The 12,997-nt window shown below is 67.7% G+C and carries 14 protein-coding genes and 1 pseudogene; 9 read left to right on the forward strand and 6 right to left on the reverse strand.

Annotation, left to right across the window (positions count from 1 at the left end; translation table 11 throughout):
• The first annotated feature begins 15 nt into the window (after positions 1–15).
• The 5 genes from BLV94_RS01405 to BLV94_RS01425 all read left to right on the forward strand — a co-directional run bounded on the left by BLV94_RS01405 (position 16) and on the right by BLV94_RS01425 (position 3,698).
• Positions 16–1,008, forward strand: coding sequence for an Acg family FMN-binding oxidoreductase (locus BLV94_RS01405; RefSeq protein WP_072946281.1), 993 nt, complete (start codon positions 16–18; stop codon positions 1,006–1,008).
• 125 nt (positions 1,009–1,133) lie between these two features.
• Positions 1,134–2,138 (forward strand): inorganic phosphate transporter, encoded by a 1,005-nt coding sequence (locus BLV94_RS01410; protein ID WP_072946282.1) that lies wholly within the window; start codon positions 1,134–1,136, stop codon positions 2,136–2,138.
• Positions 2,138–2,779: a hypothetical protein gene (locus BLV94_RS01415; RefSeq protein ID WP_143051296.1), complete on the forward strand. Its 642-nt coding sequence runs from the start codon at positions 2,138–2,140 to the stop codon at positions 2,777–2,779. Before BLV94_RS01410 ends, BLV94_RS01415 begins: the two co-directional genes overlap by 1 nt.
• Positions 2,780–2,911: 132 nt before the next feature.
• Positions 2,912–3,181 carry a metal-sensitive transcriptional regulator gene (locus BLV94_RS01420; RefSeq protein ID WP_072946284.1) on the forward strand — a complete coding sequence of 90 codons (270 nt, stop codon included), beginning with the start codon at positions 2,912–2,914 and terminating at the stop codon, positions 3,179–3,181.
• A gap of 109 nt (positions 3,182–3,290) precedes the next feature.
• Complete coding sequence (locus BLV94_RS01425) at positions 3,291–3,698, forward strand: DUF302 domain-containing protein (RefSeq protein WP_072946302.1); 408 nt, start codon at positions 3,291–3,293, stop codon at positions 3,696–3,698.
• A gap of 38 nt (positions 3,699–3,736) precedes the next feature.
• On the opposite strand, the gene BLV94_RS01430 is transcribed toward BLV94_RS01425, so the two are convergent.
• Together BLV94_RS01430 and BLV94_RS01435 are read right to left on the reverse strand one after the other, a co-directional pair.
• Positions 3,737–4,609, reverse strand: a complete 873-nt coding sequence (locus BLV94_RS01430) for a DUF4436 family protein (protein WP_072946285.1) — start codon at positions 4,607–4,609, stop codon at positions 3,737–3,739.
• Between the two features lie 13 nt (positions 4,610–4,622).
• Positions 4,623–5,783 (reverse strand): zinc-binding dehydrogenase, encoded by a 1,161-nt coding sequence (locus BLV94_RS01435; RefSeq protein ID WP_072946286.1) that lies wholly within the window; start codon positions 5,781–5,783, stop codon positions 4,623–4,625.
• Between the two features lie 128 nt (positions 5,784–5,911).
• Between BLV94_RS01435 and BLV94_RS01440 the strand changes: the two genes are divergently transcribed.
• On the forward strand, positions 5,912–6,448 hold the full coding sequence (locus BLV94_RS01440) for a carboxymuconolactone decarboxylase family protein (protein WP_072946287.1): 537 nt from the start codon (positions 5,912–5,914) through the stop codon (positions 6,446–6,448).
• Positions 6,449–6,476: 28 nt separating this feature from the next.
• Here the strand turns inward: BLV94_RS01440 and BLV94_RS01445 are convergent, their stop codons facing one another.
• Both BLV94_RS01445 and BLV94_RS01450 read right to left on the reverse strand, forming a co-directional pair.
• Positions 6,477–6,902 carry a hypothetical protein gene (locus tag BLV94_RS01445; protein ID WP_072946288.1) on the reverse strand — a complete coding sequence of 142 codons (426 nt, stop codon included), beginning with the start codon at positions 6,900–6,902 and terminating at the stop codon, positions 6,477–6,479.
• Between the two features lie 156 nt (positions 6,903–7,058).
• Complete coding sequence (locus BLV94_RS01450) at positions 7,059–8,564, reverse strand: MFS transporter (protein WP_072946303.1); 1,506 nt, start codon at positions 8,562–8,564, stop codon at positions 7,059–7,061.
• Positions 8,565–8,898: 334 nt separating this feature from the next.
• Here BLV94_RS01450 and BLV94_RS01455 point away from each other — a divergent pair, with 334 nt between their 5' ends.
• On the forward strand, positions 8,899–9,570 hold the full coding sequence (locus BLV94_RS01455; protein ID WP_072946289.1) for a hypothetical protein: 672 nt from the start codon (positions 8,899–8,901) through the stop codon (positions 9,568–9,570).
• 40 nt (positions 9,571–9,610) lie between these two features.
• Here BLV94_RS01455 and BLV94_RS01460 read toward each other — a convergent pair.
• Positions 9,611–10,458 (reverse strand): annotated as a pseudogene (locus BLV94_RS01460) (alpha/beta fold hydrolase).
• Between the two features lie 158 nt (positions 10,459–10,616).
• Here BLV94_RS01460 and BLV94_RS01465 point away from each other — a divergent pair.
• A complete protein-coding gene (locus BLV94_RS01465) occupies positions 10,617–11,363 on the forward strand; it encodes a response regulator transcription factor (protein WP_072946290.1) in 747 nt (248 codons plus the stop codon).
• A 97-nt stretch (positions 11,364–11,460) separates the two neighbouring features.
• Here BLV94_RS01465 and BLV94_RS01470 read toward each other — a convergent pair whose 3' ends face one another.
• Entirely contained in the window at positions 11,461–12,396 is a 936-nt protein-coding gene (locus tag BLV94_RS01470; protein ID WP_072946291.1) for an alpha/beta fold hydrolase, read from the reverse strand.
• A 53-nt stretch (positions 12,397–12,449) separates the two neighbouring features.
• On the opposite strand from BLV94_RS01470, the gene BLV94_RS01475 reads away from it, so the two are divergent.
• Entirely contained in the window at positions 12,450–12,989 is a 540-nt protein-coding gene (locus tag BLV94_RS01475; RefSeq protein WP_072946292.1) for a TetR/AcrR family transcriptional regulator, read from the forward strand.
• Positions 12,990–12,997 lie beyond the last annotated feature (8 nt).

Genomic DNA, 12,997 nt, shown 5'->3' on the forward strand with positions numbered 1-12,997 from the left:
GTAATGAGGTGGGTGATGGGCACAGCTGCGGAGACGATGCCGAGTTGGCGCACGATCGAGTCGGTGGTCGCGTCGGCCTGCCGGGCGCCATCTCTTCACAACAGTCAACCGTGGCGGTGGGTCCTCGAGCCGGAGGGTCTGACACTGTCCAGTGACCCCGACCGCATCCTGCCTGCCACCGATTCATTCGGACGTCAAATGGTGGTGTCCTGCGGTGCGGCGCTCAACCATCTGAAATACGCTCTACTCGAGCACCATTGGGATTCGGTGATCGAACGCATGCCGCATTCGGCGAACCGCGAGTGTCTGGCAACTGTTGCATTCACCCCCACGGCGGAGGTGTCCGAATCCGAGATCTCCATGGCAACGGCGATCGCACGCCGGTACACCGAGCGGCTACCGATGTCTGCACCTACCTCATGGGACGACACCCTGGCGCAGGTCACCGAACTCGCCGAACGCGCAGGAACACACGTGGAAGACATCGGAGATCGCGCACGACCCGCACTCGAGGCAATGTCACTTCGCCTCCGAGGTCTACGCCGCGAGAACCCGGTGTACCAAGCCGAGCTGCGCTGGTGGGCCGGGCACGCACTGTATCCCGACGGGATTCCGTCGGCGGCGCTACCAGCCGCGCCACCGGGAACTGTCCCGGTCGGACGAGAGTTCCCTCCAGGCACTGCCACGTGTGACCCCGGCGACCTGGAGGACCGTGCAGCGATACTCGTGCTCACCACCGGCTCGGACTCGAGGCTGAACTGGTTGCGATGCGGCGAGGCGCTCTCGGCGCTCCTGTTGGCCTGCACAGCGCGAGGCCTCGGTACGTGCCCGGTCACGCACATGACCGAGCTGGGGGAGACGCGAACCCGTGTGGGTGAGCTGCTCGAGGGCGATGGCCTGCCTCAAGTCCTCATCCGGGTCGGCATCGGGCCACGGGCCGAACCGCTCTCGACAACGCCGAGACGACCGCTCTCCGAGGTTCTCTTCCGCGACCGATCGGAGGCCTGACCGTGCACGGGACTGATCACGCCGTCACGGCGCTGCAGATGTTCACCAGCCCGTCTCGTGCGGCCGTGATGGCCTGTTCGATGCCGGCCGCAGAGAGCCCACACACCGATCGCGTGTACTGAGCCGTGGAGGTCGCTGTCCTCCTGGCCATCGCGACAGCGCTCGCGTTCGACCTCACCAACGGCTTCCACGACTCCGCGAACTCGATCGCCGCGCTCGTCGCCACCCGGGCCGCTCGCCCCGAACACGCGCTCATCCTGGCTGCTGCCGGGAACTTCGTCGGCCCATTGATCGTGGGAACGGCCGTGGCCGACACCGTCGGAGGAGTCGTCGCACTGCCCGCGAGCGCGACGGTCACAGCGGTCGGCGCCGCACTGACTGCAGCGATCGCATGGAACCTTGTCACCTGGTGGTTCGGGCTGCCATCGAGTTCATCGCACGCCCTGGTCGGCGGACTGGTCGGTGCATCCCTGATCGCTGCGGGCCCGAGTGGTGTGCACTGGGGCGGATTCACCGACGGCCGACCTTCCGGCGTGGTGGGGATCCTGGTCGGTCTGGCAATCTCCCCACTTCTCGGCGCGGTCGCGTGTGCGCTGCTCGCGACCATCGCCTGGAGACTGATGCGACGTGCCCGTCGACGCGCACTCGGCCCGGTGCGCCGCGCCGAATGGGTCACGGCCGCCACACTCGCACTGAGCCACGGTGGCAACGATGCGCAGAAATCCATGGGCGTGATCACGTTGCTGCTCATAGCGGGTGGCCATCTCACCGAGTTCACCGTGCCCCTGTGGGTCAAGCTGGCAGCTGCGACGAGTCTGACGGTCGGAACCGCGTTCGGCGGGTGGCGTATCGTGCGGACGGTGGGGCGTGGGGTGTTTCGGATGACTCCGCTCGACGGGCTGGTCAGTCAGGCCGGCGCCGCCGGCGTGATCCTCGGCGCATCCCTCGTGGGTGCACCGGTCAGCACCACACATGTAGTTGCCGCCGGTGTAGTGGGCACGGGAGCACAACACCGCGCGCGGCATGTGCACTGGAAGGTAGTCACAGAGATGGGCGTGGCCTGGGTCGTCACGCTACCTATGACCGCACTGCTGGGGGCGATGCTGTTTCCGGTGTGGGGGGCGATCTGATGCATCGGCCGCGACTGTCCAATGCGTGGTTCCTGCCACGCTCGTTCGACGTGCTGGGCATGCTGCGCCAACAGCTCGACATCGTCGAGCAGTGCATACACGTGTTGAACGACTGGGGACACGGCAAGATCCCGACCCATGATGCCGTCGCGGAGCTGCGGGTCGCCGCAGGGAACGAGCATCGTGCCCGCCGCACTCTCAACGACGCCGTGCGCGACAGTTTCAGCACCCCCATCGAGGCGGAAGACCTCTTCGAACTGGGGGAGCGTCTCGGCGAGATCACCGAGGCCGGGTACGCCTTGATCCGGGAGTCCGAGCTGTCATGTTCCGGCCCGACCTGCGCCCCGCCTGATCCTTACCTCGTCGAGTTGATAGACAGGCTCGCGAAAGCGATGGTCCCCCTCGCACAGGGGCTGCGGGCGCTGCCGAGTGGGGACGCGGCAACGTGCGCCGATCACGCTATCGAAGAATTGTCCGCGGTCGAGCACGCCTACCGCGCTGCGATCGCCGATCTCGAAACCGAGCCCGACGTCCGACGGGAGCTGCGTAGACGGGAACTGTATCGCCGCGCTGAGCATCTGCACGCCGCGATGATGCGTGTTGTACGGCGGACCTGGTATTCGGTGTACAAGTCGCGGTGAGCACGGCCCGCTCAGCCACTCGGGAGGTCCAAGGAGCAGGCGCGGCGCGAGCGAGGTGACACTGGACTCACCTACCCCGACACGATACCCCCATGGGTATTATTGGGGTCAGATTTCAGGAAGGGGACACTCGTGGTCGGCGACGACGACAGCATTGCGTTGGTACTCAATCGGCTCCGCCGCGCGCACGGGCAGCTGGCCGGGGTGATCTCGATGATCGAGCAGGGACGTGACTGCAAAGACGTCGTCACCCAGCTCGCTGCGGTCTCTCGCGCTCTGGATCGGGCCGGGTTCAAGATCGTCGCAACCGGGTTGCGTGAATGCCTGACCGGCGACGTTGCGGAGGGTGCCGAACCCATGACTGAGGCTGAACTGGAGAAGCTCTTCCTTGCGCTCGCCTGATCGTCATTGACCCGCATGGCCCAGGGCCGCTCCGATTCAACGCATCGACGATCACACAGCGAATGCCGAACACCAGATCCCACGAACACCGAAAGAAGGCCGAATGGTCATGAATCTCGCATTGTCGACAACACTTCACACAACGTTCGCCGATGCCGTGGAACGCACTCGGAAGGCTCTGTCCGAGCAGGGTTTCGGAATTCTCACAGAGATCGACATGAAAGCCACGTTGAAGGCGAAACTAGGCGAGGACATGGAGGACTATCTGATCCTCGGCGCGTGCAACCCGCCTCTGGCCCACCGCGCAGTCAACGTGGACCGGCAGATCGGGCTGCTGCTGCCCTGCAATGTCGTCGTGCGCGCCGACACCGCCACCGAGAACAGCGTCATCGTCGACGCGATGAACCCAGCCCTGATGGTCGAAGTCACCGGCGAACCGGGACTGAACGACGTCGCCGACGACGCCACCACCAAACTGCGGGCCGCGATCGACTCCCTCACCGCACACCGGGCCTGACACCCACACGGCTGGCGCCGTATACGCGCCCCAGCTGATCAGGGCTGAGCGGGCTGCTCGCTGTCCCGCCACCAGCAGAAGACGAACAACGCCAGCGACGCGACGAGGGTGGACACCACCCACACCGTGAGGGCGATGTCGACCCACGACCCGATCGGCGGGCTTCCCGGCAGGATTCCGCGCAACGGCACGACCGCGAACAGCATCGCCGCCATCCATCCGAGCATGTCCGTGTTGACGGCCCGCTTGCGCCGGAACGTCTGCAGCGCGACGAACGCGGCGAGCCCCGCGAGGATCGTCATCATCAGCAGGAGGATGCCGGCGTAGATCAGGTTCCCGCCCGTGCGCGCGAACAACAGCGCGGCGCCGGTGCCGTTCCGCGAGAGGTCCGTGTCGACTGTCACCGCTTCGGCCCGCGCCTTCCACCCGTCGACTCTGCCGTCCACGAGGAGACCCGTGGGCAGCAGTTCACGGTCGGCGCCGGCGCCCTCGTACGCCTCCACGACCATCGGGTTCACCTCGAACCGGTCGAACGGCCAGTACGCCGCGTTGCCGGTGGCGATGAACTCGGTGTCGAACGTCGTCGGTGCGGCGCCCGCCCGGAACACGATCTCTTCGTGACTGGTGCTCGGGAAGAGCAGCAGGGTGATGTCCCGATTCAGGGTGTCGCCGTTGGCGTGCAGGTACTCCTCGCCGACGGCGATCGTCACCTCGGCCTGCACCCGGTCGGTCGTCGGCTGCAGGGACTTCGCCGTCACCAGGACCACGACCTCGTCGTTGCTGCCCTCGAACGGTCCCTCGTCCTCGCCGGTGCGGCTGCTCAACCCGTACACGGTGAGCGACGCCGCGTAGATCAACGCGAGGAGCAGCGCCGGGGCGACCCATCGGAGGCGGGGATGGTGAGAGTTCATGATCGGCGGCGGATCACAGGGAAGCGGTGCTGATCTCGGGGTCGATCAGGATCTTCGCGTGCACCTCGGGGTCACCCAGCGCGGCGAACGCGGATTCGACCCCGGGCAGGCCGACCGTGCCGGTGATCAGCGGTGTCGGATCGACCTTTCCGTCGGCGAGCATGTGGAGGGTGTCGCGGAATTCGCGGGGGTCGTAGGCGACGGCGAAGCGGAGTTCGATCTCCTTGTTGACCGCGAGCGCCGGCCGGAACGTGTCGGTCTCCATGCACACCCCGACCACGACGACGCGGGACCGCAGCGGGGCCCCGGCCAGGATGCCGTCGATGACGCCGGGCAAGCCGACGCACTCGAAGACGACCGGCCCGGACGGTGTCGCGCCCACCGTGTCGGCGAGGGCGAACGCATGCCACCACGGCAGCCTCGGGATTCGGCGCAGATTCTCCATGGTGTCCAGCCCGAGACCGAGCACATCCGTGATCGAGGTCGTTTCCCGACGTCGCGGATACGACGTCCAGGGCGACGCCGCGGCAGGGTCGACGACGACGTCGGCACCGCACTGCCGGGCGAGTTCGCGGCGGCGGGTGGAGAAGTCGGCGGCCACCACGGTACGGACACCGGTCGCCTTCAGCATGCTGATCACCGCGAGACCGATCGGGCCGCACCCGATGACGACCACGTTCCGGCGCTTGCCGACGTCACCCTTGCGCACCGCGTGCCACGCCACCGCCATCGGCTCGGTCAGGGCCGCCTTCTCCGCCGTCAGACCGTTCGGGACCGGCAGCGTCATCGACTCCTGCACCACCACCTGTTCGGCGTAGCCACCGGGCGCCGAGGCAGACAGGCCGGTCAGGTGAATCCCGGCGCCGGTGCGGACGATCGGCAACGCCACCACCGCGGTACCCACCGGCCACCGCTTCCGGCAGCCGGGCCCGTAACCGGCAACGGTGCCGCTGAACTCGTGACCCAGCACGACCCGCTGGTGTGAACGCATGAAGTCGCGGTAGCCGGTCTCGGCGGCCAGTTCCGCCATCTCGTCGGCGTGCACGCGGGCGTGCAGGTCCGAGCCGCAGATCCCGCACCGGGACACGTCGATCAGCACCTGACCCCTGGCCGGGATGGGAGCCGGGACGTCACCGAACTCCAGGCGAGTCTCGGTGCAGACGACTGCCTTCATGGTGACTCCTCGGGGTGCGGCGGGGTCGGCCTCAGCTCCGAACGTAGAACACTCCCGCCGCCGGGACACGGCGATTGCCGAATGGCCCAGGGGTTGTCTCGGTCCGGCGGCGGGTGTAAACCGACAGCATGAGCGTCCTCGGTCAGATGGACTCGTTTCGCCGCGTCTTTCCCACCGCCCGCCGCAACCGGGCAGACCTGTTTCGCTGGTTGCGACGCCGGCCGCAGCTGCTCGCGGCCGTCGGATTCCACGAGGTCGCGCTGGCGGCGAGCGCCCGGGTCGACCCCCGGTTGAAGGCGCTCGCCGAGATCAAGGCGGCCGCGCTGACCAACTGCGAGTACTGCCTCGACATCGGATCGGCGTTCAGCCGTGCGCTCGGGGTCAGCGACGCCCAGTTGCGCGCCCTGCCGGCGTTCCGCGAGAGCTCCGCGTTCGACGACACCGAGAAGCTGGTCCTGGAGTTTGCCGACGCGATGACACGCACCCCCGCCCACATCGGCGACGACCTGCGGCGTTCGCTGCTCGCCGCCTTCTCCGAGTCCCAGGTGACCGAACTCGCCGCGGCCATCGCCTGGGAGAATCACCGCGGACGTCTCAACCAGGCGCTCGGTGTGCGGCCTTCGGGATTCTCCGACAGCGACTTCTGCGCCGTGCCCGAACAGTGACGACAGCGTCGACGCCACCGCCGGACCGTCAGCGATTGCGGAGCCGCGTCCACCCGGTGAGCACGTAACCGAGCCCCATCCCGAGCATCCACGTGTCCTTCGCGACGGCGGTGCCGTTCTCGTTCGGCCAGATGCTGCCGGGGTTCCGCAGAGCGGGGGTCCTCGCGTACATGGCCACGAGCCCCCCGGAGAACCCGGTGAGTGCGGCCCCCGCGACAACGGTGGGCACGAACGGTGCGAGTAACGCTGCGCCCGTGCCGATCTCGGCGATCGACAGCAACTTGATGAATCGTTCCGGCGGAATCGCGTTCAGGAACGGGAACGCGCCCGCCGCCATACCGTGAACGCCCTGGGCGGTCTGCTCGTCCGCCGACCATTTCTGCAATCCCGTATGGAGGATGAAGCCCCCTGTCGCGATGCGTCCGGGAAGGTCGCCGAGTGTGGTCAGTCGCATGGTGGTCTCCTGTCGTCCGGGTCGAACCAGAGAACTGTTTCCCCACCTCAGCCTCCCACTCGGCAGACGGCCGGGAGCGGTTTCGACGGAGCGGGCCGCCCGGTGGTCGTCGCCGCGCCCGCTCGGGGACGCGGCGACGACGTCATGACCAGCCGCTCAGTGGGCGAGAACCACGTCGGTCGCCGAGGTGGACTCGGCACCGGGTGCGCTCAGCTGCGAAATCCTGCGGGGCAGCGCGACGGCCACCACCGCGCCCAGCAGCGCCGAGATCGCGCCGATCACGAATGCGATGGTGATGCCGGTGTCCGTGTAGAAGACGGCGCCCTGCACGATGGTCGCGATGTGCGAGTTCAACACGGTGAACGCGATGACCGGAAGGATGGCGGGCAGAATGCTCTGGAACACCGCCACCATGCTCGCCGTCGTCGCCTGCAATTGCGGCGGCACCGCGGCGATGAGCAGGTTCGGGATGGAGGCGTACCCCATGCCCATTCCCACTCCCAGGAGGGCGGCGAAGCCGATCAGCAGCGCCTTGTCGTCGTGGATCGTCGCCGTGAGCAGGCAGGCCGCGGCCATCAGCAGCATGCCCACGACCATCAGGATCCGCGGCCTCACGTTCCGGGGAACCAGGGTTCCGACGATCAGTCCGCCGATCACCACCGCACCACCCAACGGAGCCTGGAAGATCGCGAATCCCTCTGCGCTGATACCGAATCCGTAGCCGAGCCCCAGGATCGCCGGGGTCATGCACATCATCGGGAGCATGATCGTGAAGACCGAGGACGTGCCGTAGCAGAATCCGGCGCCGAGTGCCGTCAGGAATACGGGCCGCTTACCGAAGAACCGGATGTCGATCAGCGGGTCCGGCAGCAGAAGTGCGGACACGATCCACGCCACCAGCAGGGCGACACCGCCGGCGATGAACCCGAGGGTCGACCCCGACGTCCAGCCCCACGACGGCCCGAAGCTCACTCCGACGAGGATGCCGGCGAGTCCCGCGCCGAGGAGCGCGGCGCCGATCAGGTCGATGCGCGACCGCAGACGGACGGTCGATTCGCCGGTCGTCGCCCGGATCAGAATGCTGAGGACCACGAGACCGGCCAGGAAGAACCAGAAGATGCTCCGGAAGCCGAAATTGTCGATCAGCCAGCCGGTGAAGAACGGCGCGGGGATCGCGATGAGCCCCATACCGCTCGTGGCGATGCTGACCGCCAACGCCACCGTCCGGGCGGGGAAGACGTCGCGGATCAGCGAATAGCTGAGGAACAGGCACGGCACGAGCAGCCCGGTCAGGGAGCGGCCGGCGATCAGCACCGCGTACGTCGGTGCGATCGCCGAGATCAGCGACCCGAGCGCCGACAGGCCGACGGCCGTCAGCAGCATCTTGCGCTTGCCGTGGGTGTCGGCGAGCTTGCCGATCAGCGGGCAGGTGATCGCCCCCACCAGCAGGAACGACGTGAGCAACCACGCACCCTGCGTCGTCCGGTAGTGGGTGACGATCTGCGGCAACGCGATCGAGATCATCATGTAGCTGACCGCGAGCATCTCCAGCAGCAACACGATCGAGGCGAGCGAGAAGATCAGTCGGGGCGTCCATCGCTCGTCGGTCGCGTCCTGCTGTCGCGTCCGAGCCGATCCGCCGTCTGGCGCATGGGTGACCATCATCGGGTCCTTTCGAATACCTGCACGGGAACTCGTGGCGGTGCCGCGGCAGTGCGGCGCGCCCGAGCCGGGCGGTAGGGGTGGGTGGTCACATTCGGTGGTCGAAGTCTCGCGAATGTGTAATTGACATCACAGTTCTCGGGAATGCGGCACGCCATGCGGCGTTCCGCCCAGCGGGAGGCCGACACGCCCGGTCTGCACCATCGCCCGGGAAGGGCCAGTTCGCGCCGCCGAATCGGGCGTAGCAGGCGCGGCGGTCGGTTTCTTCGTCGGGCACGGGGCTGGTTGGCGCGAATCGGTGATTCCCGCTCACCGCTCGAGCGAGGATTGACCCATGGCCGCCATGCAGCGCGAGAAACAGTTCCGCCGGCTGAGAACGCCACGCTCGGCGGCCGTCGCGGGAATCGTGTTCGCCGCGTTCTTCTCCGCCAGCCTCGTCCTGCTGCACACCGCGCTGCCTGCCGACCCGTTCGACGAAACCCCCTGGGTCGGAAGCGGTGAGACACGGATCAAGACGGCCCTCGTGCTCGCCCCGTTCGCGGGCATCGCGTTCCTCTGGTTCATCGGCGTCATCCGCGACCGTCTCGGCGACCTCGAGGACCGTTTCTTCGCGACGGTATTCCTGGGCAGTGGCCTGCTGTTCCTCGCGATGGGCTTCATCTCGATGGGCGTGGCGGGCGGCGTCCTCGCGATCGCCCGGCACTCGGGCAGTTCCGCGGACGAGATCGTCTACTTCGGCCGCGAGATCATGCTGCAGATCAACCACGTCTACGCGCTGCGCATGGCAGCGGTGTTCATGATCTCGCTGGGAACGATCTGGCTCCGGACCGGACTGATGCCGCGATTCCTCGTCGTGACCACGTACCTGCTCGCCCTGGCCCTGCTGCTGGTCGTCAGCTTCAGCCTGTGGACGACGCTGGCGTTCCCCGCCTGGGTGCTGCTGGTCAGCATCTACATCCTGGTCACCGGACGACGCATGCGCGCCGCCCGATCCGAGTCACCGTGAACACGTTGACCAGGGTGACGCGTCGACACCACCCAAGAGTTCACCTGCGTGCGGGCGTGGTGGAAACGAAGTCGTCGATGATGCCGACCACCGCGGCCGGATCCTCGAGGTGCGGATAGTGGCCGATACCGTCGAGGACGGCGAGCCGGCTGCCGGGCATCGCCTCGTGCGCCGCGTAACCGTGCGAGACCGGGATGATGCCGTCGGAATCGCCCCAGATCAGTTGGGTGGGCAGACCCGCGTTCAGGTACAGCCGGCTCAGCGCGCTCACCGCCTGCCCCCGATGGTCGACGACCGCGCGGAGAGTCCGCAGGAACGCCTGCCGGGTCTCCGGATCGGACAGCGACGAATAGGCGTGCCACATCTCGTCGCCGCGAACCGACTGAACCCGATCGCCGCCAGCCAGCTGCGAACCTTGTTGCCGGCGTCGCGTATCGCTGCGGGCGCCATCAGGGGAAGCAGGAACTCGGACCCGGGCGCCGCCAGCAACCGCAGGGTCCAGTTCACGTCCGGTCCCAGTCCGCCGCTGCCGATGAGGACCAGGCGCTCACACCGTTCGGGATGCTGATAGCTGAACTGCATCGCCACCCCGCCGCCGAGGGATTGCCCGACCACGGTCACCCGTTCGATGTCCAGCTCGTGCAACAGGTCGCGCAGCCACGCGGCGAACGCGCCCAGCGAGTAGTCGCCGCGCGGTTTGGCCGAATCGCCGTGACCGGGCAGATCCGGGGCCAGCACCCGGTAGCGCTGCGCCAACTGCGGGAGGACCGCGCGCCACGTCGCCGAACTTCCGGCCATCCCATGCACGAGCAGAAGCGTCTCGCCCTCACCGCTCAGCCGGTAGGCGACGTCGTCCCCGTGCAGTGCGATGTGTCGCAGTTCCGACATACAGCGACCTCCCGATCGGGTGATGCAGCGGTCTCACGGTAACGATAGGGGAGTTCCGCTCGATATCGTCATCAACTGCGGCGTGGGAACTTGATCTTCGGCGCCGGGTTGATCTACACGGCACACCGACGTGAGGCTCGAAAACAGGAGGAATCCGCATGAACTCTGTGTCGAGCCCGGCCGCCGCCCGGCCGCGTGTCCTGCTCATCGACGCCGACGTGGCAAGCTCCCTCGTCGAACGCCTCCGGGACGGAGGATTCTTCGTCACCCGAACCTACGCGGAACCGGTGCGTTCGCGGATCGAACCCCCCGACGTGGTGATCGTCGACGCGCGATCACCCCACCTCGACGCCGACACCACCGTGCGGGGACTGAAGGCGATGCGATTCGCGCTCGCCATCGTGGTGATCGGCACCTTCCGTTCCGGCAACCGTCGCAGCGACCTCCTCGAGGCCGGCGCCGACGACGTGCTGGAGATGCCGGTCGGCGCGGACGAACTCGTCGCCCGGCTCCGCGCGATCCTCCGCCGTGTGAAACCCGAGGTGCCCGCGCCGGCGCCCGCCGGCAGCCAGGACCTGTGCCTGTGTGAGGAGCGGCACGACACCGACTACGACGGGTTGCGCACCACGCTGACCAGGACGGAATTCGTCCTCTTCACCGTGCTCGCGCAGAACGTCGGCAGGGTCGTCACCCGCCGCGACCTCATGCTGATGGTGTGGGGTGTGACCGTCGAATCGAAGACGAACGTCCTCAACGCCTACGTCTGCTCCCTCCGGCGGAAGCTGGTGGCCGTCGGCTCGCCGTATGTCGTCCACACCGTGCGCGGTGTGGGTTTCGCCCTCGGCGAGGACGTACGCCCGGGGACCATCGACCCCGCCCGTCAGGTGTCCGTCGCCGTGTCGTGACACCGGCCCGCGGGAATGGTCACCTACATCCACCCCGACGCCGGCGCACACCCGCTGGGCACTGCCTGACCGGGGATCCCCGTGATGCCCGGCCCCCTCAGGCCGCTGCGAAGAATGCGAGCGCGCGTTCGAGCACCACATCGGGCCGTTCGTCGACGAGGAAATGCGAGGCGCCGTCGACGAACTCCACACCGAAGTCGTCGGTGTGCCCCTCGAAGCCGCCGAGGAATTCCTTGCGCACGATGGGGTCCTCGGCGCCGACGAGCACCCGGGTGGGAGTGGCGAGCCGGGTGTGCCGGTATGCGCCCGTCATGATCCGCGCCGCCTGACGCATGATGAAGCAACGGTAGAGGGCCGACGCAGCTTGTGCGCGGGCCGGTTCGCGCAGCCGTCCGGCGAACAGTTCGACGTCGCGCTCCGACCATGCGTTCCGGTCCGTCGTGAAGCCGCGCAGCAGGTGGTACGTCAGCCGTTGACGCCCGCGGCCGAGCAGGAACGGACCGAGGAACGGCGCGGCGATCACGGGCTGGAACCAGCCGTGCCGTGCGATCGTCGGCAGCAACCGTGGGTCGAACCGGATGAAGGGGTGGGGGACACCGAGGCTGATCTGCTTTCGGACCCGGTGGGGTGCGCTCAGGCACAGCTCGTATCCGAGCAGTGCGCCCCAGTCGTGCGCGATCAGGCAGACCCGGTCGAGTTCGAGCGCGTCCAGCAGTGCCTCGACGTCGGCGAGCAACTGCGCGCGGGTGTATCCGATGGGCGGGGCGTCGGTCCAGCCGGCGCCGCGCAGATCCGGGCAGATCACCCGGTAGTGCTCGGCGAGTCCCGGGACGACCCCGCGCCACTCCCACCAGTGCTGGGGGAACCCGTGGAGCAGCACCACCGGTTCGCCGTGACCCGCCTCGGCCACGTGCATGCGCAGGCCGGGGAGCCGGACGTCGCGGTGCCGGACCCCGTCCAGTGCGGGAAAAGTGTTGTCCGGCAATCCGTTCGGGCCGGATCCTCTGGCGTCGTCGGGAGCCGCGGGTCTCATGACTTCACATTACTACGATCATAGTGGTACGTCACTATGTTTATAGTAGCCAGGTGACGTCCACGAGAACGAGTGCACTCGACGCGGCGATCGAACTGCTCGGAACCGAAGGGCTGCGGTCGCTCACCCACGCCCGGGTCGACGACCGCGCCGGCCTCCCGAAGGGGTCGACGTCCAACTACTTCCGCACCCGGGCTGCGCTGCTCACCGGGACCGTCGACGCGATCGTGGACCGCGAACTGTCCGAGGTCGGCATGCTGGCACCGGCGTCTGCCGCAGATCTCGTCGACGCGGTTTGCGGCCTGATCGACTACACGACCGTCGCCAACCGAACCGTCACCGCGGCGCGGCTGGTCCTGTTCCTCGAGGCCAGCCACGACCCCGTTCTCCGGGATGCGCTGGCACGCGGGCGCACCGCCATGGAGGCGTCCGTCGTCTCGGCATTCGCCCACCTCGGTGCGCGGGACCCGCGGACCGCCGCCACCGCACTCATGGCCTGCGCGGAGGGACTGATCCTGCACCGCATCGCCCGCGAGGACACCACCGATCCGCGGCCGGCCTTCGAACTGGTGGTGCGGGCGGCGTTGAGCTGACGCGCACC

This window comes from Rhodococcus koreensis (assembly GCF_900105905.1).
Lineage (GTDB): Bacteria > Actinomycetota > Actinomycetes > Mycobacteriales > Mycobacteriaceae > Rhodococcus_F > Rhodococcus_F koreensis.